Below are 21,097 nucleotides of genomic sequence, written 5' to 3'. Positions count from 1 at the left end.
TTATGACAGTTTCCCATTTTAACTTTTGAAACTTTTAACATCATCAAGTCAGGTCAGAAATAATCAACCTAGAGGTTCTTTATCACTATTTATGATAATTTATCAGTAGTCAGTGGTACTAACCATCAATTAGCTTCCGCTCTGAAAAACGTGGAAGGTCTGACTCACACATTACCGGGAATTTTTTAAAATGTTGGCTTCTCAAACAGCAGCAACGCCAAAACAAAATCCATAATAAAAATTGCTACCCAAGTAGTCACAACTGCCGTTGTCGCCGATTCTCCTACTTCCTTGGCTCCTCCTTTGGTAGTCAGTCCCCAACTACAGCCATTGACTGCAACTATAAGCCCAAAAATCAACCCTTTGAGCAAAACAATCAACATATCAGAAGGTTCTAAAAAATCTCGCACTGATTCTAAAAATGTCTCTGGCTCAACGCGATAAAACTGGAATGCAGCAAAAGTTCCCCCGCTAATGCCCATCACTAAAGCAAAAATCATCATTAAAGGCATCATCAAACAGCAAGCAATGACTCTCGGTAGTACGAGATAATCAATAGGGTCAGTTTTGAGCATATACAGGGCATCAATCTGTTCTGTGACTCGCATTGCCCCTATTTCTGCTGCAAATGCTGAACCTACTTGCCCGGCAATAATACTAGCAGTTAAAATTGGCGCTAATTCTCTGCAAAAGGCTAAAGCGAAAGCACCTCCCACAGACTCAACAGCACCAAATCTGACTAATTCTCTGGCTGTTTGTATGGTGAAAATCATGCCAGCAAATCCACTGACTAGCAGAACTGGTGCGAGGGCAGCAGGCCCAGCAGTCACCATATGCTCCAAAATTTTCCGGTAGTAAGTTTTTCCTTGAATTATATGTAACGAAATTTGACCAAAGAGCAGCACTGTAGCAAAACAGCGGATCACCCACCATTGCTTTCGATTTCTTGTTGGTTGCAACTTTACCGCCATAAGTATTAACTTTTTATATTAGTCAGTATTCACCAAAACTGACCATTGACGGGAAATATTGCATCTCAATTTCCTATAAACAGCGTGTTCCAGTCAGGTATTGCATTACGTTGGGCAATTAATAATTCCTGAATTCCTTTTTCTGAAACATCCAGCAATTGGTTTAACTGCTGACGGTTAAAGCTGCCTTCCTCTGCTGTTCCCTGGATTTCGATAATTTCCAGGTTTTGATTCATGACTACATTAAAATCTACAGATGCGGCTACGTCTTCAATATAATTAAGATCCAAAAATGCTTCTTTTTCCAATAAGCCGACAGAAACAGCCGCTATTTGTCCGCACAAAGGCGATCGCTCTAACACCCCCTGCTGCAATAATTGAGAAATAGCATGAGCCATGGCCACAAAGCCACCTGTAATCGCCGTTGTCCTTGTTCCCGCATCTGCTTGCAACACATCAGCATCTACAGTCAGCGTCCGTTCTCCCAACACCTCAAAATCCAAAGCTGCCCTTAAACTCCTGCCAATTAAACGTTGAATTTCTTGTGTCCGTCCTGATAATTTCAACAATTCCCTTTCATGTCGTTGTTGTGTAGCAGATGGCAACATCCGGTACTCAGCCGTTAACCAACCTTTACCAGTCCCATTTAAAAATCTAGGCACGCCCTCAGCAACGCTAACAGTACAAAGTACCTGCGTATCACCGCATTTTGCCAGAACAGAACCAGGTGCAAAGCGGGTAAAATTGGGATAAAAACTCAGTGGACGGAGTTCGTGGGAGTTTCGACCATCTGGACGCTGCCAAGTCATTGAAGTTGCCTCAAAATTTTTCCATTCTGCCTCTTAGATTACCGCAGGATCACGGAAGAGTGGTGATTTTCTTCCCTGCCCCCTCCCTTGCCCTGAGCGAAGTCGAAGGGCTGCCCCCTGCCTCCTCCTGTCACCCTAGTAAAGTCAGAATATTTTGCTGTACCTGTTCTGGGGAATCGGCACCATTAATAGTTAATAAACGACGACGACGGTCATAATATTCTAAGATAGGAATTGTGCGATCGTAGAATAGCTCTACACGCCGCTGTACAATCTCTGGTTGATCATCTGGGAGCGATCGCCCTAAGGAACGGCTAACCATCACTGCCTGTGGTACTTGCAGATATATTCCCCAATCTAACTTTTCTCCCAAATTGTCCAATAAAAAATCTAATTCTTCCGCTTGAAAAGCCGTGCGAGGATAGCCCTCTAATATCCAACCACCATTAGCATCCTGTTGACTCAAACGCACCTTGATAAATTCAATCATCATTTCATCTGGGACTAATTCCCCTCTGATCACATAAGGACGGGCATTACGTCCTAAATCATTCAGTTCACCATAGCCATTGCCTGTTTTATCACCAGAGATAGCGTCTCGTAAAATCTCACCTGTAGAAATCAGCGGAACATCAAAGTATTTGCAGAGCCTTTGTGCTTGAGTACTTTTTCCAGATCCTGAACCTCCTAGAATCACCAATCTCACAATCATTCACTCCTCATCATCTTATAATTCACTACCACCTAACTCTGTTTTGCCCAAATAAAATGATAAATCTACTTTTTTAATGATTTTCAGCCCCTAGCCCAGAGTTTTAATTGATAAATACTGCCAATTATTTGTTTCTATTTTTACAACTACCTTCAGGCAAGAAAAACAAAAATGTAAATCAAAATAGCTCTTGACTTCAGAATAAATCTAGTGTTTGACTAAATAATGGCAATCATGAAATACACTAGACCTGTACAAAACAGACTGATTATACAGCTTAGATTTGCGATTACTACTCTCAACTAAAACTATTTAATTTATTGTGACTTTTTAAACTTAAACCTATGGTTGCACAACTAGAAACCCCAAGTATCAATTCGACTCTCAGCTTACCATATTCAGTTGAGGGACTATTACAAGTTTTCACTAGTCCCCATCGTAACTTTTTCACAAGCGTTATGGCACAAGCGCTGAGAATAGCAGGTCAAGGTACACCAGTATTAATAGTACAGTTTCTCAAAGGTGGTATTCGTCAAGGACATGACAAGCCTATTCAAATGGTTCAAAATTTAGATTGGCTTCGCTGTGACTTACCCCGTTGTATTGATACCCCACACTTGGACGAAACTGAATGTCAAGCTTTACAACAGTTGTGGCAGTATACACAAAAAGTAGTATCTGAAGGCAAGTATTCTCTTTTTGTTTTAGATGAGTTAAGTTTAGCTATCAACTTCGGCTTAATTCCAGAAGCAGAGGTTTTAGAGTTTCTCGCCAAACGCCCTCTTCATGTTGATATCATTCTCACTGGGACAGAAATATCGAAATCTCTACTAGATGTAGCAGATCAAATTACAGAAATTCGTCGTAGTCATCAGCCGTAAAAAGCTATTACTGTACTATAGCGGCTTAAGTTGCTCTAATGCTTGAGAATCTAGATATTTTTTTTCTATCATCTCTACAGAATTATCACACCATTTAGCAACTACAGCCGTAGGTACACCTTTAGCAATTTGTTCAGAAATAAAAGTATCACGGCATGAGTATGGAGTTGTTTGTCTTTCTACCAATTGGTCTACAATTTTATCCCAAGCTCGACGTGAAAAGTTTCTATAATGTATAGATAGCCCATCTGGTGATGGAAAAACTAAAGATTGCATTTCATGATTGTCAGATTTAATTTCTAAAAGCAATTCTTGTAGTTTTTGGTTACAGTTAAAAACCCGCTTTTTATTATTTTTAGAACCATTAACTCTAACCCTTTCACCATTCCCAACCTGAACTAATGCACTTTCAAAAGTAATTCTAGAACAATCAGGTGTAATATTCTTCCATTGCAAACCGATTGCTTCTGAAGGTCGGCATCCTGTCAAGAATAAAAACTCCACAAATGGCGCATAATGTCTGTAGCTTATACCTTTAGATGGTTTGTAATTTCTAAAAGCCTGAATTATCTTTAGTTTTTCTTCTTCACTAAAAGCATTCGGCTTTGATTCATCCTGCCATTTATGTTTAGGAAGCTCATTATACATTCCCTCAAAAGGATTAAAAGTCACTAACCCATATTTTATTCCCCATTTACAAGCGGCAGAAAGATACATAAGTACATCTTTAGCTTGTGAATTAGTTGTTTGTTGCAATAGTGAAAGCCTAATTTTTATACCCTCCTCTAAAGCCTGATATGGACAACGTTTAATATGTTTTTCTAGAACAGCTAATTTATCTAGTGTTCTTGGTTTTAAAGATGGACGCTTGTATTCAACATATCTATCCCAGAGTTCACCAATTCTTAATACTTGCTGCGGTTCACCTGGAATCACTATAGATAAATGTCTTTGTGGTTTATATTTAGCCAGAGTTTCGTCAAAATTGCCAGATAGGATATCTAATTCTATTTGATGTGCTTTCTGTTCGGCTAATTCTCTATTCTCAGGGGTATCAGCTAAACCCAGAGTCAAATACTTTTGTGTACCTTGGTAAAGTTGTCTTGGTAGTCTCAGACGTAATCGACTCTGAAATGATTCAATACCTACTGATCCTTTGGATTCTTTTCGTGTTTTATTCATTCTTCATGAATATGATAATAATTTGCTCTACTAAATCATAGTCAAATCATAGTCAAAAAGACAAGTAGAATATTCAAAATCTTGTGATCATAGCTAAATCATAGTCAAAAAACTAATAGAGAACTCAGTTTTTTAACTTCTGAGTCCTCTAAAAAGGCTAAAACCCTTAATTTTACATTAATTTTCTAAGAAAAAATAAAAAGCCCGTGACGAGGATTGAACTCGTGACCTCACCCTTACCAAGGGTGTGCTCTACCACTGAGCCACACGGGCAAAAACTGAAAGTTAACTTGAATTGCGAGTTACAAGTTACAAAGCTGAGAAGTTTACTCGACACTCAGCTATTGTAACTTACATCTCTAAAAGTGGTGGGCCGAGCTGGATTTGAACCAGCGTAGGCGTAAGCCAACGGATTTACAGTCCGTCTCCTTTAACCACTCGGACATCGACCCGCTGTGTCCCACGATTAACAACAATAGCACCAGTTTTTAAATCTGGCAAGGGGTTGGGGAAAAGATTTTTGTGGAAAACCCGAATAGCTTGCTCCAAAAGGGTTTCTGGGGATTAATCAATAAAGTTTCCTGTTTCTTGCAGGGAGTGTAAGCGCTGGTAAATGCCCTCTTGAAGCAATAATTCAGCATGGCTACCGACTTCGGCAATTTTGCCCTGATCAAGAACTACAATTTTATCGGCTTCCCTGACTGTGCTGAGACGGTGAGCGATAATAATTGTGGTGCGAGTTCCCTGAATTGAGCGCATAGCAAGTTGAATTGAACGCTCAGATTCATAATCTAGGCTAGAGGTAGCTTCGTCAAAAATTAAAACGTCTGGTTCCACCAGCAACGCCCTAGCAATTCCTAACCGCTGTCTTTGTCCCCCCGATAACCTCACCCCTCTTTCCCCCACAACGGTGTAATAACCTTGGGGTAGGTGTTGAACTACTTCATCAAGTCTGGCGATTCTACAGGCTTCCTGCACCTGCTTAAAGGTCGCTTCTGGTCTACCATATTTGAGGTTATCCAAAATTGTACCGTTGAAAATATCTACTTCTTGGTGGACGATCGCTAATCTGCGTCTATACTTACCTACATCTAAGCTGCGAATATCTTCACCGTCAATCAAAATTTGCCCTGTTTGCGGTTCAAAGTAGCGCAATAGCAACTTGATTAAAGTAGACTTACCAGAACCTGATTTTCCCACTAAAGCCACTGTTTGATATGGCTCAATTAACAAGTTGATTTCTTGCAAAACTTGACGATTGCTATCGTATCCAAAACTGATTTGAGTAAATTCAACTTTGCCAGTAAATTTATATAGCGCCTTTTTCTGATTTATATCTGTCAAAAGTCCATCTGAATCTATTCCTGATGGTGTTTGCAGAAATTCGTGAAACCGCACCATAGCAGAATAACGACGTGCGAAAGATTCGGCTAAGTTGCTAATAGGTTCTAACTCAGAATAAGCCATACTAGAAAGAGTCAAAGTCATAATAAAATGACCTAGAGAAATTTTACCATTTACTGTGGCAACTAGAGTTAAACCCAAAATCATAAATACGCAAAACTGAATTACAGTTTTTTGCCAAGTAGCCAGTTTTACATAACCTTTATGGAGTCGATAATCAACTACTTTTAGCTCTCGATATAAACGTTGTCTTTGACGTTCTAATTCCTGAGATTCTGTTGCGAATGCTTTGACTGTTTTGATATTGGTAACAATTTCAGAAGTACGGCTTTCTGTATTTTCCATATATTTATCCAAGTTGGTTTCATACCAAATTAACCGCTGTAATTGCTTCAAACTAAAGCCAAGGATAAGTACAAAAGAAATCAGAAATAAAATGGCAATTCGCCACTCAATAAAGGCAATAAAGATAAATATTCCTACTACTCGCAATAATTTAGGAATAAATTGTCCTGCAATTTCTGGATAACCCCAGGTGTGATTAGCAAGACCTCTCGCTATTCTTCCAGAGATACGTCCAGGGTTATTTTCATCATAAAATTCTAGCGGAAGTGTGAGAATTTTACCTATAGCTGTTTGAGTTTTATCTCGACGCGATCTTAATGCTATATCCCAGTGAAACCAACTAGTTAACCAAGGTTGTGTAGGCGCTCTGACTACGGTGACAATAAATATTATACCCAGTAATACAGTCAATGATAGAGTTTGATTAACTGGATAATTTGTGATGTTTGAAAAACTAGTTATTGCTCCTTGTATTGGTTTATCCAAAGGTTGATTAGACAAAACATTTAAAATTTGTCCAATCGCATAAGGTACAAGTAAATCAATAATTTCGTAAATACTGGATGCGGTAATGCTGAAAATACTCAGTTTCCAGTAGGGACGAAAATAATTGAGAATATCTCGAAATTTCGCCATAATGCACAGTATCCCAAAGCATGAATATTAGCCTGGAGTATTTATACTACATTTGTAATATGTATCTGTCAATAGTGAAGCCATGAAATCATTCTTGAGAAATATTTGGCTGTGCTGAGGGGAAAAATTCGAGATGATAACGATAAAGTGCGACTGGTCGAGAACCTGCGGTAAAATAATCAGGATCTTGGGGCGAAAGGTAAACAGCAGTAACTTGATCTGCTTCAATTGCTGGGTTAGATGTCGAAAGTTGATGGTAGGCTGTTGTAGATTCTACCGTATTGAAATAGGGACGAGAACTACCTTTAAATAATTGTTGAAATACTTCTGTGGTGATAAATTTATGATCAGGTGTATTTTCGGTAGCGCGTGCGGTGACAATAGAAACTAATTGACGTTCGCCACGTAAAAATGTAATTTGACGATTAGGAGATTCTGGATCTATTTTAACTGATAATACAGCATCATTTCCTAAATAAGCTTTTGATAAATTCAAGCTGTTAAATACTCTATCAGCTACTAATATTTGTGATTGATTATCTATTTTGGGGATAAGTTTGAAACCTGAGATTTGCGGTTTAACTTTCACAAATCTGACTGAAAAAGTAATAGGTTGATTTAGTTGACGACGATTTCCTTCAAAACCAGGTGTGATGATATCTGGTGCTAAAGGTGCAGCTAAATCTACTAAGGTACTGGTAACTTGCCAATTTCCAAACATCCAATCAGGATATATTAAATCTCCTTCGGCTATTTTGACTGATGTTAATTTTTCCCATTGCGGAAAGTTTGCTAATCGTGTTGCTAATTCGCCAGCTTGTGCTTCCCCATTTCCTATGAGAAATAAAAGCATTAAGAAAAAGCTGAAAATTATCTTTATTAACATAGCAATATTAGATTTTAGGAAGATTTAGTGTTGCTTATGGGTGTTAATTTATGTTTATTTAAGGGAGGCAGAGCCTCTAATAGGCATTCCCAGTCAGAGACTGGGAACGAGGTAAGGAGGGGATTTAGATATTAAATTACAAGGTTTCGATGGGTAAAGGTTGCCAAACTTCTCCATATTTCTCCCGTAAAGCTTGCCAATTTTCTACTTGACCTGGTTCATATTCACCGGGTTTACCCCATTGTAGAAATATGCTTAATGCAGTTTCTTGTTTTTCATCTAAAAGCCGAATTGCGTAAGTTGTAAAGTTGCCTCTTTTTGCTTCACCTGTTTCAAATTTCACTTGAGTAATTTTGTCCATGTTTAAGTGAAATTCAAAGTCATCAGTGTGCATATTTGCATATTTGCCTTTGAGCAATTCAGCATAAAATAGTTTTTCTATTTTACATCTTGCTTCTAAAACGGTGGCGCTGCTGGTGACAATGAGCCTGACATTTCCTAAGTTTTGACAAGCTTCTATAAATTCTCTCAAGGTTGTACTCATAAGCTGGTTTTTATTTCTAATGACTGATGACTAATTGACTATTTTTCATGTTGTTCGTAAGCGGCAACAATACGCTGTACTAGAGGGTGACGAACTACATCTTTTTGGGTAAATTCACAAAAGGCGATGCCTTCAACGTGTTTCAAAATTTGTAAAGCTATGGTTAATCCTGATTGTTGGTGAATTGGTAAATCGGTTTGTGTAATATCGCCTGTAATTACCATACGCGAACCAAAACCCAAGCGAGTCAAAACCATTTTCATCTGCGCGGGTGTGGTATTTTGGGCTTCATCAACAATGACAAAGGCGTTATTTAAGGTACGTCCCCGCATATAGGCGAGTGGTGCAACTTCAATTACACCACGTTCTATCAAATTGGGGACTTTTTCGGGGTCGATGAATTCATGAATAGCGTCATAAAGGGGACGGAGATAGGGATCGACTTTTTGTTGTAAGTCTCCAGGTAAAAATCCCAGTCTTTCACCGGCTTCGACCGCTGGACGAGTTAAAATTATGCGTTCAAATTGATTAGCGAGGAGTTCTTGAACGGCTACGACAACAGCGAGATAGGTTTTACCGGTTCCCGCAGGGCCAATGCCAAAGGTGAGGTCACGCTTGCGGATGGATTCGATGTATTGTCTTTGACGAAAGGTTTTGGCGCGGATTTCTTGACCACGGCGAGTTTTGGAGAGGATGTCTCGCTGTAGGTCTTGGAGTTCGCCTTGCCGATCGCTCTCTAGGGCTTGACGGGCTGTTAAAATATCAGCAGTTGAGATATTATTACCTTTACTCCACAGACTTTCGAGCGATCGCACTAATTGCGCCGTGAGTTCAACTTGTTTGTCTGTTCCAGTAATCAGCAGTTCCTGTCCCCGTAGAACTAAACTAGCTCCGGTTTGTTGAGAGAGGAATTTGAGATTTGCTTCCCCATATCCCGCGAGAGCGATCGCACTGGGAATGTTAGGCAGTTGAATTGTTAAAGCACCTGCCATAGTTTTTTTACAATTAGTTGAGGAGCAGTTCTTGACAAATGACGATATTTCTCTGAAGAAAGCAACAAAATAATTTTTTTAAATCTTTACAAGAATTTATACTATCTTAACTTAAAATATGCTTAAAAAATCAGTCACGTTAAAACAGTTCTGGCAAAGTGCTAAGTCCTGAGTGTAAACCCAGTTGTTTCGGCAAGTTCTAATTACGAATTACGAATTACGAATTATTCTGAGAGTAGGCTGGCAACAGATGTCTGTACTTTACTGACAACTCCGTCATAGCAACGAGAGATACCGAAAATATTTGACAATCTTGTTGCCACCTGTCTAAATTTTTCCCAGAATTGATCACTGACTGACTCTGCGTAAATTTCCCAGTTTGAACCTAGCGAAACCGAGGTTTAGCAACAGGCATGGGAACATTTCCACTTCTTTCTCTCGATTTTGGTGGCGGTATTCTTTCTTCCTGTTCTTCATCAAAAGACATACCCTCCCGACTTTGGGAGTTGCTGCCATAAATATCCAGGTGTACTGATTGCCCCGCCAATTCTGCTGCTGCTGCAATTACCGTGCGAATCGCCTGAATATTGCGCCCACCCCGACCAAAGACTTTTCCTTTGTCTGTGGCTTCAAAGGCGATGCGAATCCAAGCCCTTTTGAGGGTGGGAGAAATTTCACAATCGACGCTTAAAGACTCTGGAGATTCTAAAAACGGTTGCACAAGAAACTGAACCAGTCCCACATAGTCAGGACTGGCTGTTGGTGATTTCATTTCAAGCTTATGATGCGGCTGTTGCACGGACCTGTTCAAAAACATTAGCTTTTACTAGGATGCGACGAACGGTGTCGGTGGGTTGGGCCCCTTGTTGTAGTCGCTTGACAATACCGGGAACGTCTAGTCGTACTTCATCTGTTCTGGGGTTGTAAAAACCTAGTTCTTCTAGGGGACGACCATCACGGCGAGAAAGGTCGTTAATAGCAATAATGCGGTAACTTGCTTCCCGCTTTTTACCGAATCGCTTCAAGCGCAGTTTGATCATGTTGAGAAATTTTTCTCCTGTTTATAGTTATTTTGTGACTGGTTGAGGAAGAAGTGACTAGCCTAGACGGCCTCTATTCAAAACTTCTGATGCTGAAATGACAATTTTAGCACTTGCTAGGCATTATTGGTGGTTTGGTTATTGGTCATTGGTCATTGGTTATTGGTCATTGGTGAATAAATTTTCCCTTTGCTACCTAAAGAGTGCCAAAGCCTTTTTTCTTTTTCTCTTTCTTTTTCTTTTTCGCGGGTGCTGCACCGCCGGGATAACCGCGCCAGCCTGCACCGGGACTATTACCGGCCGCTAAGGGGTTGCCACCGCCGAACATTCCTGGCATACCGGGGAAATTGCCTTGACCCATTTGTTGCATGAGCGATCGCATTTTTTGGAAATCTGCCACCAATTTACTCACATCTGCTTCTCTATAACCAGCACCAGAAGCAATTCGCCGCCGCCGACTGGGAGAACTAGACAACAAATCGGGATCAAGGCGTTCTTGGCGTGTCATGGAATTAATCATCGCCTCACACCGTTTTAGCTGGGTTTCGCCCTGCTTCAATTGGTCATCAGAAAGCTTGCCCATACCCGGAATCATCTTCATGATCCCACCCAGGGAACCCATATTTTTCAGCAGCCGCATCTGCTTGAGAAAATCGGTAAAATCGAATTTCGCCGACAAAATTTTCGCTTGCATTTGCTCGGCATCTGCCAAGTCAATTTCTTCTTGGGCTTTTTCTACCAAGGTCAGAACATCGCCCATACCCAGAATCCGGGAAGCCATCCGTTCAGGATAAAAAGGTTGTAGCGCTTCTACCTTTTCACCCACACCAACAAACTTAATCGGCGCACCGGAAATTTGCCGTACTGACAGCGCCGCACCACCACGGCTATCACCGTCTAATTTGGTCAGGATTGCCCCAGTAATGCCGATTTGATCATGAAAGGTACGAGTCAGATTTGCAGCTTCTTGACCAGTCATCGAGTCCACTACTAACAGAGTTTCGTCTGGTTCGATAGTTGACTTAATGCGGGCTAATTCCGCCATCATCTCTTGGTCGATTTGTAAGCGTCCAGCCGTATCTACAATAACTGTATTAATGCCTTCTGCCCTAGCGCGTTCCACACCTTGACGGGCAATTTCCACAGGATCAGCGTCGCTACCCAATTCAAACACAGGTACGTCAATTTGCTTACCCAGTGTCAAAAGTTGATCAATAGCTGCGGGACGATATACGTCTGTTGCCACTAATAAACAACTACGATTTAATTTCCGTAAGTGTAAGGCTAACTTAGCTGTAGCTGTGGTTTTACCAGTACCCTGTAACCCAGCCATGAGGACAACAGTGGTTTTACCCTCAACTTCTGCTAGGGGAACATTTTCTTCCCCCATTACCTGTACCAGTTCATCGTAGACAATTTTGATGAACTGTTGGTCAGGACGCACACCGGAGATGACTTCGGCTCCCTGAGCTTTGGTTTCGACTTCGGTAATAAAATCTTTGACTACCTGGAGGTTAACATCTGCTTCCAACAAAGCGCGGCGCACTTCCCGCAAAGCATCTTGAATGTTAGATTGAGAGATTTTATCCTGTCCCCGCAGTTTTTTCCAGGCAGACTCTAAACGGTCAGATAGTGCATCAAACATAATTTAGCTACAACGTAGTTAGACAACGAAAAAATCTGAACCGCTGGTCTGGCGTTTCAGGATTTCCAGTAAAATTTTAATTCGCTATATTACCAGCTTAGTAGTTTTTACCGCAGATGTATTGACACTCTTCCGAATCAGCTTCCCTAAATTCGGGGGATTCTTGGTTGATCAATTTGAAATTTTATTAAGAAAAAAGGCTGAAAATCCTTGAGGTTAAGTTTTATAGCTGGGCGAAAAAACTTAGCTGTCATTTAGGTAAGGGATGAAAGCCAGCAAGAGGCTAACACCTGGTTCTGGTTTTGGTGCTGCGGGTGAAGGTTATTTCCGTATTTCTGCGTTTAACAGTGGGGAAAATGTGGAAGAAGCAATGAAGCGGATCACTGAGAAGTTTAAGGTTTAGTAGGTTGTAAAATCCTTTAAAATCTAATGGTGGGCAATGCCCACCTCTCATAAAGTATGCTAGAAATTAGCAATAATTCGCTATTAACAACGTAATTCTAAGATGTAATCTTTATCAAGGAAGCAAACTCAAATGAAGTTATTAAGAATTCGAGTACCAGATTTCCGAATTTTAAAAGATGTTGATATTAAGTTTGATAAAAATTTCTCACCCAATATTTTCCCTTTAGGAAGTCAAAATGGCGGGGGTAAAAGTACGCTTTTGCAATTGATTTTTATTTTATTACATTGCTGTACAAATCCAGAAAGAAAGGTTTTCATAAAAAACTTACTTCAGGGTTTTGTTGTTAATGATGATAGTAGCGAAAGAGAGTTAGCAACTATAAATATCTGGGATGGTGAACAGGAAGTTGAACTCAGGTTTTTAGTTTGTAAAAATACTTATATTGAAAAACAGCAAGATAACGGATATAAAGACAATGAGGATTTTAGATTATCTAATTTTCAGGAAAGAGAAAATATTACGAAGAAAATATCCAAAACAGAACAAGATATTGAACAAATAGAAAAAGCAATTAATAAACTAGAAATTGATCAAAAAATCGCCAGTGATTCCATGAAGCGTAACCGATTAATGGAAGTCATGGGTGATTTAAGAAGTTCTGGAATCATTAAACTAAGATCAAGACTTTCAACAATTGACGAATTTAAAGAAGAACTTGAAAATATGCTTGAAATATATAAAATAAATCTTGATGATTTTTCCCATAAACAAGCAAAATTAAGAATTATAATTCAAAAGTTATCTAGTTATTTAGCTAATCAAAATCTGCTGTACATCTGTAATTATTCTTCAGGTTTAAATAAAGAGGAAGATGAAGTTTTACTTTTTCAAATAGATAATAATTTAGATATAAATCAAGCTGAAGATTGGTTAGACAAAACTTCTAATAAAATCTTTTTAGCTGCTCCTATTAGCCAAGTATTTTTATTTACTTCTCAAACATCGAGAAGATTATTATTTCAACAAAATAGTCATAGAGATTATGATTTAGATTTAAAATGGTCTAAATCTCAATTACCAGGCTTTTTTACTTATGATTTTGCGCCAGTAGATTTATTAATTAAAGCATTTACAACCGCTAGAGATGAAGATTTTAGAGATGCTATTGATACTGAAGGTAATTATGGTACTAGATACAAAGCATTATTAAATGATCTAAATTTAATTTTAGTGAATAAAAAAGTAACTATTGCCAAAGACTTTTCTAAGGTAAAATTTAAACTAGATAAAGGTGATGATAGTATAGAAATTTATCCCGAAGATTTAAGTCATGGTGAATTGAAAAGATTAAGTATTTATATGTGGATAAAATATAATAAAATCGAAGATGCTATTGTTTTAATGGATGAAATTGAAATTGCACTACATCCAGATTGGCAATATCAAATAATAGCTGATTTAGAACAATGGTCTCCTAGCAATCAATATATTCTAGCAACTCACTCTTATGAATTATGTCAGGCTCTTACACCTGCTCATGTTAGAGAACTAGAACCAAAACTAATTAAATCAAACAATCAATAATCTATCATAATTTGATAAGTTTTATCTATGAATAATTATCAAGAAATACTTGTAGAACACTGTAAGAAAATACTCAATGACCGGAGAATTTTTAATAAAATTGTTGTGCTTTGTGAAGGTCAAGGCAGTATCTTGGATAATAAAACAGTGGTAAATTATGGTAAAATGGCAAAAATGCCAGATGCCAATTTTTACAAAAAATGCGTTCCTAGAACATGGAGTCAACGTATACCAGAATTTTTTAATTGTCAAGGTAGGACAGGTGTTATAGATACTTATTTTAAGCTTTTAGAATTACATGAAGAAGATAGTAAAGAGTCATATTTAAATCCTGATAAGCTATTTGCTATTGTTGATTTAGATTTACAGTCACAAAATATTGATAATTATGATTTCTCAAACACAGAAGAAATTTTTTCTAATCTTTACAAGCAAGCTCAAGTAAATGAAGAAAACGCCAATAATCACCGTATTTGGGTTACAGGACTAATTCATAAAGAAGCATATTTTATTATACCAGAACTACAAGATACCTTTAATAATCATATCAATATTCCCATGTATAATAGTCAACCCATTGTTTTGGAAGATATATATATTGCTATGGCAGATGCTATGATTAATAGTGAAGATTTAAAAAAACAATTCTCAACAGTATCTAATCGCATTAGTCATTGTGCTGGATTAGATTGTTCTGATTTAGAAAAACTACGTGATTCTTGGAAAGTACAGTTTGAAAATGCTCAAGATGAGACAACTAAAAATGAACTAATTTTTGCTTTATTAATGCTGAAAAAAGTTAAAGATACAAATACTCAAGAGGATTATTGGCAAAAAATTAAACCACCACTTGATTGGACTAACTCAGAAGAGGCATTTAGAGATGAATTACTGCGTCAAATAGCTAAATTTTATTCAGAACAGACAAATTATGCTAAATATCATATTCCTTATTTTCTGCAATTTTTAAAGGAATTTGCAGAAAATTAATTTTTAACAAAAAAATAGGATTTATTTCCATATCTGGTGTTTGAATAAACTTGAGACTAGCATGATGACCTAAATAAATGGTTACGAAAAATTACCCATATTGCCTGGTTGTAATAAATTGCTATTCGACTCATTTCAAAAATAATCACTTAAAAATTAAATCTAAGCGTTGCTGGGCTTTTTTCAGGGCTTCCTCTGGGGAACTTTTACCTAATAATACCGCTTCAATTGCGCGTCCTAAACTGTCGGAAATGCGAGTATAACCGGGAAAGATGGGACGTGAATGTCCGTGTTTTGCCTGTTCTAAAAATACCTTGATCTGTGGTTGTTGATTCAGGAATTCTTGATATTTAGGACTTTGACGAGATTTAATATTGACAGGTAAATAACCAGTTCCTAAGGCTAATTCTGTTTGGAAATCTGCACTCACAGTATACTCAGCAAATTTAAAAGCGGCTTTTTCTCTTTCTGGGGTAGTTTTGAACAGGAATAAATTTTCACCACCAATGACGGTAGCAGGTTCTTTCTGCACGGGAATGGGAAAAACAGCAAAATCTATGCCACTTTGTTTCAATTCTCCCAAGCTCCAAGGGCCTGTTACCTGCATTGCCACTTTACCATTAACCAAGCTTTCGATCTCATAACCCCGTTCTGGAGAGGATAGTAATGCAGTACTATCTGCAATTAAATCTTGCCAAAATTGCAAAGCTGCGATCGCTCCTTGATTATCTGCCAAAACCACATCTGCTGCACTCTGACCATTACCCTGTACCAATTTACCACCACTACTCCACATAAAAGGCAACCAAGTGAAAACTGTAAATTCTCCCTTTCCACCAGGTAACAGCATTCCATGTTGATTTATCTGTCCATCTCCATTAGTATCACGAGTTAATTTTTTCGCAGCTTGTCGCAACTCTTCCCAAGTCTGCGGTAACTGAGTGATTCCTGCGGCTTTGAACAAACTGGGACGGTAATAAACACCGACATTGTTAGTAGCAAAGGGAACTGACCAAATTTGCTCTTTGTATTGCATTGATGTATACAAAGCGGGATCAATTTCCTGTTTGACTGGAGAATGAGCTAACTTTTCATCTAATGGTATCAATGCACCCAGTTCTACTAATTGTCCGGCAATTGTCGGATTAAACCACAATAAATCAGGTGGTGCATTCCCTACCACTGCTGCTAAAATCTTGGGCATTTGCTGATCTTGTTGCCCCACATACAAAGATTCTACTTGAATCTCTGAGTGAGCTTGATTAAATTTGTTGACCAGCTTTTGCAATACATCCCGATTTTGTGGTGGATTTACACCATGCCATAAGGTAATATGAGTCACCTTATTAGATGATTGTATATAGTCACATCCACTTAAAGAGAATATGAACATAAACAGCATGAGTAAGAAACTACCAAGGTAATATAGTGATTTCTTGGGTTTGCGTCGGCAGTGATAGAAAATAAAAAATTGATGCAGATAATTGGCAAATTTACGCAATTTCATCGTGAGAACTTGAGAACTTGCACAATCATCTTAGTCCAAGATGTGACCAGCAAATATCCGCAGTTGCTTAACCTGAGATTTGCATCTAAGTCAAAGCTAGATATATCCTATGTTTGAAGAGAGTGTTAATATTTTTCTTGGTTTATGTCAGGACATAGTAAATGGGCAACTATTAAGCGCCAGAAAGCAGTAGTAGATGCTAAAAGGGGAAATATCTTTACTCAGCTATCGCGGGCGATTATTGTGGCTGCTAGAAATGGTGTACCAGATCCGGCAGGTAATTTTCAACTGCGGACAGCGATTGATAAAGCTAAGGCGGCGGGGATTCCCAATGATAATATCGAAAGAGCGATTTCTAAAGGTGCAGGTACTCTTGGCAGCGATAACTCCAGTTTAGAAGATATTCGCTATGAAGGTTACGGCCCCGGTGGTGTAGCCATTTTAATTGAAGCTTTAACAGATAATCGCAATCGTACAGCCGCAGATTTGCGGGTAGCTTTTAGTAAAAATGGTGGGAATCTAGGAGAAATAGGTTGTGTTAGTTGGATGTTTTCCCAAAAAGGGGTTTGTGTAGTTGAAGGAATTGAGGATGAAGAACAGCTTTTAGAAGTTTCTTTAGAAGGTGATGCTGAATCTTATGAGATGATTGCAGATGAAACGGCTGAGGTGTTGACCAAGATAGGAAACTTAGAGAAACTTAGTCAAACACTCAAAGAAAAAGGCTTTAAAGTTATAGATGTAGAGTTGCGTTGGATTCCAGGAAATCAGGTAGAAGTCACAGATCCTGATCAGGCTAAATCTCTTCTTAAATTAATTGATATTCTAGAAGGGTTAGATGATGTGCAGAATGTCACAGCTAATTTTGAAATGGCTGATAATCTCATGGCTTTGAGTATGGCTTAATACAGCAGGAGTCAGGAGGCAGGAGTCAATCAATTTTGGATTTACGATTTTGGATTTTGGATTTACTCCACCCTAAAGTGTCGAGCTTGAGGATTTTATATTGGCTATTTTGGATTAATTACGCCTCTTCAGGGCAGGGCTTGTACCGAAAATTCCCAATCCAAAATCTAAAATCCAAAATCTAAAATTTTTCGGTCAGGATTCAGGAGTAAAAGCCTTTTGATGTTTGATAGCACATCTTGGATTTAGCCATAGTTTGCGACTGACTTGCTCTCTGAGGGGACTTGCGTAAAAATAATAGGTAAAATGCTGTCATCTATCTTAACAATGCCACTTACCCAACTTACTCAAATCCTTGCTCCTCCCCACACTCCCACAGATAATCGTGGATATGATTACGATTTGGTGATTGTTGGTGGTGGGATTGTTGGCTTAACCACAGCTGCTGCTTTAAAAGACTCTGGCTTAAGTGTACTGCTAATTGAGGCTAAGGTGACATCAGCTGCAGTTGCTAAAGGCCAAGCTTATGCTGTACATATGCTTTCGGCGCGAATTTTCCAAGGAATTGGCATTTGGGAGAAAATTATGCCTAATATCGCCAGATACAGCCAGGTTCGCTTGTCTGACGCTGACTATCCTGATGTAGTAAAGTTCCAAACTTCTGATTTAGGGACACCAGAATTAGGTTATGTAGCTGAACATTATGCTCTGTTACAACCGTTACAGGAATTTGTGCAAGGTTGTGCAAATGTAACTTATTTGTGTCCAGCGGAAGTGGTAAATACGCAAAATGAGCAAGATATAGTTACTATTAATCTTAAAGTTGATGGTGAGAATCGGACAATTCGTAGTCAGTTGCTAGTAGCAGCAGATGGTTCTCGTTCACCAATTCGTCAAGCTGCGGGAATTAAAACTAAGGGTTGGAAATATTGGCAATCATGTATTGTGGCTTATGTCAAGCCGGAAAAATGCCATAACTATACAGCTTACGAGAAATTTTGGTCTAGTGGCCCTTTTGCAATTTTACCTTTACCTGACAACCGTTGTCGGATTGTTTGGACTGCACCTCATGAGGAAGCAAAGGCTTTGTGTGCTTTAAATGATGAGGAATTTTTGGCTGAACTGACCAAGCGGTATGGTGATCAGATGGGTAAATTGGAATTATTAGGCGATCGCTTTATTTTTCAGGTACAGTTGATGCAGAGCGATCGCTATGTTCTCCCCCGTTTGGCTTTAGTCGGTGACGCAGCACACAACTGTCACCCCGTCGGTGGACAAGGTTTAAACTTAGGTATTCGTGACGCAGCAGCTTTAGCCGAAGTCATTCAAGCAGCACACCAAGCAGGTGAAGATATTGGGAATATCCAGATTCTCAAAAAATATGAACGCTGGAGAAAAAACGAAAATCTCGCAATTTTAGGTTTCACAGATTTATTAGATCGAGTATTTTCTAATAACTTCTTACCAGTGGTAATCATCCGACGTTTGGGTTTATGGTTGATGCAGCGAGTCCCAATGCTGAAAATATTTGCGCTCAAATTGATGATTGGATTAAAAGGGAAAACTCCAGAATTAGCAAAACGGTGAATCTTACTAATTCAAATTTACCAATCCCTCAACTCGGTTGATAAGTATAGGACTAAAGCTGCGTCAGACTTGATAAATCTGGTAAATAAACAGATTTTTGATATCTGACGCACCTTACCAATGTACCAGTTGTGTAAGTCCTGAAGTACTTGAACAGAAGCAATTACATAACTTATTTTTCTGTTTCCTGTTTCCTCACATCATGAGTGAATTTAATTTTGACTCACTACTTATTAAAACCAAGTTTTTGTCATTCTCAAATAGAGATTAACCAATAATTCCTTAATGGTACAAAGCCCGGATTTATCCGTGGAATCAATCCAAAATTGTTAGACTGTCTTGTACTGAGTCTCGTCTAAAGTAGCGCTCACGACGAAATGTAAAATCTAAAATTGTCTGACTAACCTCAGCCAAGTCTAAACCGCAGATAATTTTACCTCCAAATTATAAAGTAAAAGCTATGTAGTAGTTTTAGTAAAAATGTCATCAAAATATATATTTTTGTTAAAATATCCTTTTATTGGTATAGAATTAAACTACAACAGCGTTGCCATTCTATACGATCAATCATTGAGTCTTATGAAATCCCGATTCTTACGTTGCTCTCTTGTAGGATTTGTTTTATTCAGTGGATACACAATTACACAAACTGTATCAGCTAATCAGCCTTTAATAATAGCTCAGTCAATATGGAAAATATTTTCTTCTCCAGAAGGTAAATTTAGTATTTTAATGCCTGGTACACCTACAAAAACTAAACAAAAAATTAATACTAAAAATGGTATAGTTGAAGTAAATATATTGACAGTAGAGCGCCCACAAGAAGAGGTAAAATATACAGTCGCTTATATTGACTATCCCAATGATTATATCGAGTTATTGAAGCGGAATAATCTTGTAGAAGAAGCTATAGATACTGGCAGAAAAACAGCTTTACAAAATTCAAAAAGTACCTTGGTCAGTGAAGAAAAAATTAGTTTAGGTAGATATCCAGGTAGAGAGGTTAACTATACCAAACCTGGTGACATTATTGTTAAACAAAGAATATTTTTAGTTGATCAGAGACTATATCAAGTCAGTGTAGAGACTAATAAAAATAGGCAAAAATATTTAGTTAAGAGTATTAGCGGTTTTTGCAATTCGTTTAATTTATTACCAAGAGACATCTCGGAGAATTAAATGTGCATAACTTGAAATCCGTGTAGAGAAGTTACATGGGTAGGTATTCTCGTCTCTACAATCTTTTTTACCCCTATGTCTAAGGTGAAAAATATATTCCTTCTGGTGATTATTTTTGATAATTAAAATCATTTTCTGATGTTGTATATAGACTTGACATCTTTTGAATTTGGAATTAATTATATTTGATAATGAAAGGTCTTATTGGTATAGACAGATAAACTTGATTGATATCAAGCGTATTATTTGATAATTCACAAAGTATTGCTGTTAAATTCACCCTTAATGTATAGCTTAACAACCTACAATACCTGCTAGATAACAAAACTAAAACAAATTGTCATCTCTCTATGGACAAACTTATTCCTCCTTCGCAAATTTGGATAGATTTATCAGTCAAAAAAATGCTAGGTTGCATCAGCAAAGAACGTGTAAAAATAGGAGGTAGGCTGATACACATAAATGATGATTTACTTTGTTACCATGATTTATATCATCTTGAAGTTTCCTGTTTACCAAGAATTAAAATGGGACAACATCAGGTAAGTGGAATTCATGGTATTAATTCACCAATGTTCCATGATACAGAAATCATAGGAGAGTATGATGCTCTTTTAGATGAAGCTCGTGTTGCATTTCACGAATGGTTGACTCGCATATCATTTTTCAATACTCTGAAACTGATTGGTTGGTCAATTTGGTTAATGAATCAGGGGATAAACCCTATAGAAGTGTTAATTAGTCATCTGCGAGTTTTGAACCGTGATATTATTTTTTATCCAGCCCGCAGCCAAAGCAAGAAATCTATATTCAATGTAGATGTTCCCAGTACCAACTGTTAAATTAAGAACGAGTTAATTCCTGATTTGACAATTCTCCTGATTTCTGACTCCT

At 38.1% G+C, this 21,097-nt stretch carries 21 protein-coding genes and 2 tRNA genes; 8 read left to right on the top strand and 15 right to left on the bottom strand.

What is annotated here, in order from left to right:
- Positions 1-185: 185 nt before the first annotated feature.
- From ACSQ6I_RS09745 to ACSQ6I_RS09735, 3 genes are all read right to left on the bottom strand, one after another.
- Positions 186-971 carry an MlaE family lipid ABC transporter permease subunit gene (locus tag ACSQ6I_RS09745; protein ID WP_438890141.1) on the bottom strand — a complete coding sequence of 262 codons (786 nt, stop codon included), beginning with the start codon at positions 969-971 and terminating at the stop codon, positions 186-188.
- Between the two features lie 65 nt (positions 972-1,036).
- Positions 1,037-1,780: a ribonuclease PH gene (gene rph / locus ACSQ6I_RS09740; RefSeq protein WP_438890140.1), complete on the bottom strand. Its 744-nt coding sequence runs from the start codon at positions 1,778-1,780 to the stop codon at positions 1,037-1,039.
- 130 nt (positions 1,781-1,910) lie between these two features.
- Entirely contained in the window at positions 1,911-2,486 is a 576-nt protein-coding gene (locus ACSQ6I_RS09735; RefSeq protein WP_438890298.1) for an adenylate kinase family protein, read from the bottom strand.
- 350 nt (positions 2,487-2,836) lie between these two features.
- On the opposite strand from ACSQ6I_RS09735, the gene ACSQ6I_RS09730 reads away from it, so the two are divergent.
- Positions 2,837-3,373 (top strand): P-loop NTPase family protein, encoded by a 537-nt coding sequence (locus ACSQ6I_RS09730; RefSeq protein WP_438890139.1) that lies wholly within the window; start codon positions 2,837-2,839, stop codon positions 3,371-3,373.
- A 15-nt stretch (positions 3,374-3,388) separates the two neighbouring features.
- On the opposite strand, the gene ACSQ6I_RS09725 is transcribed toward ACSQ6I_RS09730, so the two are convergent.
- The 11 genes from ACSQ6I_RS09725 to ffh form a co-directional block, all read right to left on the bottom strand.
- Positions 3,389-4,555: a tyrosine-type recombinase/integrase gene (locus ACSQ6I_RS09725; protein ID WP_438890138.1), complete on the bottom strand. Its 1,167-nt coding sequence runs from the start codon at positions 4,553-4,555 to the stop codon at positions 3,389-3,391.
- 201 nt (positions 4,556-4,756) lie between these two features.
- Positions 4,757-4,828, bottom strand: a tRNA-Thr gene (locus tag ACSQ6I_RS09720).
- 93 nt (positions 4,829-4,921) lie between these two features.
- Positions 4,922-5,007: transfer RNA gene (locus ACSQ6I_RS09715), tRNA-Tyr, on the bottom strand.
- Positions 4,970-5,104 carry a hypothetical protein gene (locus ACSQ6I_RS09710; protein ID WP_438890137.1) on the bottom strand — a complete coding sequence of 45 codons (135 nt, stop codon included), beginning with the start codon at positions 5,102-5,104 and terminating at the stop codon, positions 4,970-4,972. The genes ACSQ6I_RS09715 and ACSQ6I_RS09710 overlap by 38 nt, the downstream gene beginning before the upstream one ends.
- 15 nt (positions 5,105-5,119) lie before the next feature.
- Positions 5,120-6,940 (bottom strand): ABC transporter ATP-binding protein, encoded by a 1,821-nt coding sequence (locus ACSQ6I_RS09705; RefSeq protein ID WP_438890136.1) that lies wholly within the window; start codon positions 6,938-6,940, stop codon positions 5,120-5,122.
- 88 nt (positions 6,941-7,028) lie between these two features.
- Entirely contained in the window at positions 7,029-7,826 is a 798-nt protein-coding gene (locus ACSQ6I_RS09700) for a DUF6816 family protein (RefSeq protein WP_438890135.1), read from the bottom strand.
- 136 nt (positions 7,827-7,962) lie between these two features.
- Entirely contained in the window at positions 7,963-8,370 is a 408-nt protein-coding gene (locus ACSQ6I_RS09695) for a ChuX/HutX family heme-like substrate-binding protein (protein ID WP_438890134.1), read from the bottom strand.
- A gap of 38 nt (positions 8,371-8,408) precedes the next feature.
- Complete coding sequence (locus ACSQ6I_RS09690) at positions 8,409-9,362, bottom strand: PhoH family protein (protein ID WP_015214385.1); 954 nt, start codon at positions 9,360-9,362, stop codon at positions 8,409-8,411.
- 385 nt (positions 9,363-9,747) lie between these two features.
- Positions 9,748-10,134, bottom strand: a complete 387-nt coding sequence (locus ACSQ6I_RS09685) for a KH domain-containing protein (protein ID WP_438890133.1) — start codon at positions 10,132-10,134, stop codon at positions 9,748-9,750.
- Between the two features lie 7 nt (positions 10,135-10,141).
- Positions 10,142-10,402: a 30S ribosomal protein S16 gene (gene rpsP, locus ACSQ6I_RS09680; protein WP_015214383.1), complete on the bottom strand. Its 261-nt coding sequence runs from the start codon at positions 10,400-10,402 to the stop codon at positions 10,142-10,144.
- A gap of 196 nt (positions 10,403-10,598) precedes the next feature.
- Positions 10,599-12,047 (bottom strand): signal recognition particle protein, encoded by a 1,449-nt coding sequence (ffh, locus tag ACSQ6I_RS09675; RefSeq protein WP_438890132.1) that lies wholly within the window; start codon positions 12,045-12,047, stop codon positions 10,599-10,601.
- Positions 12,048-12,312: 265 nt separating this feature from the next.
- On the opposite strand from ffh, the gene ACSQ6I_RS09670 reads away from it, so the two are divergent.
- From ACSQ6I_RS09670 to ACSQ6I_RS09660, 3 genes are all read left to right on the top strand, one after another.
- Positions 12,313-12,450: a hypothetical protein gene (locus ACSQ6I_RS09670; RefSeq protein ID WP_438890305.1), complete on the top strand. Its 138-nt coding sequence runs from the start codon at positions 12,313-12,315 to the stop codon at positions 12,448-12,450.
- A gap of 132 nt (positions 12,451-12,582) precedes the next feature.
- Positions 12,583-14,037 (top strand): AAA family ATPase, encoded by a 1,455-nt coding sequence (locus ACSQ6I_RS09665; protein ID WP_438890131.1) that lies wholly within the window; start codon positions 12,583-12,585, stop codon positions 14,035-14,037.
- 27 nt (positions 14,038-14,064) lie between these two features.
- A complete protein-coding gene (locus tag ACSQ6I_RS09660) occupies positions 14,065-15,027 on the top strand; it encodes a hypothetical protein (protein WP_438890130.1) in 963 nt (320 codons plus the stop codon).
- A 145-nt stretch (positions 15,028-15,172) separates the two neighbouring features.
- On the opposite strand, the gene ACSQ6I_RS09655 is transcribed toward ACSQ6I_RS09660, so the two are convergent.
- A complete protein-coding gene (locus ACSQ6I_RS09655; protein ID WP_438890129.1) occupies positions 15,173-16,534 on the bottom strand; it encodes an ABC transporter substrate-binding protein in 1,362 nt (453 codons plus the stop codon).
- A gap of 144 nt (positions 16,535-16,678) precedes the next feature.
- On the opposite strand from ACSQ6I_RS09655, the gene ACSQ6I_RS09650 reads away from it, so the two are divergent.
- The 4 genes from ACSQ6I_RS09650 (at position 16,679) to ACSQ6I_RS09635 (ending at position 21,045) form a co-directional block, all read left to right on the top strand.
- Complete coding sequence (locus ACSQ6I_RS09650) at positions 16,679-17,437, top strand: YebC/PmpR family DNA-binding transcriptional regulator (RefSeq protein WP_438890128.1); 759 nt, start codon at positions 16,679-16,681, stop codon at positions 17,435-17,437.
- Positions 17,438-17,764: 327 nt separating this feature from the next.
- Positions 17,765-19,024, top strand: a complete 1,260-nt coding sequence (locus ACSQ6I_RS09645) for an FAD-dependent hydroxylase (RefSeq protein WP_438890297.1) — start codon at positions 17,765-17,767, stop codon at positions 19,022-19,024.
- A 480-nt stretch (positions 19,025-19,504) separates the two neighbouring features.
- Positions 19,505-20,203 carry a hypothetical protein gene (locus ACSQ6I_RS09640; RefSeq protein WP_438890127.1) on the top strand — a complete coding sequence of 233 codons (699 nt, stop codon included), beginning with the start codon at positions 19,505-19,507 and terminating at the stop codon, positions 20,201-20,203.
- A gap of 350 nt (positions 20,204-20,553) precedes the next feature.
- The gene (locus ACSQ6I_RS09635) at positions 20,554-21,045 is read left to right on the top strand and encodes a hypothetical protein (protein ID WP_438890126.1); all 492 of its coding nucleotides are present in this window, start codon (positions 20,554-20,556) and stop codon (positions 21,043-21,045) included.
- The last annotated feature ends 52 nt before the right edge of the window (positions 21,046-21,097 follow it).

Origin of the sequence: Anabaena sp. WFMT (genome assembly GCF_051781005.1) — a bacterium.
Classification (GTDB): domain Bacteria; phylum Cyanobacteriota; class Cyanobacteriia; order Cyanobacteriales; family Nostocaceae; genus Anabaena.
The sequence above is the reverse complement of the archived record's forward strand: the minus strand, read 5'-3'. Positions and strand labels throughout refer to the sequence as shown.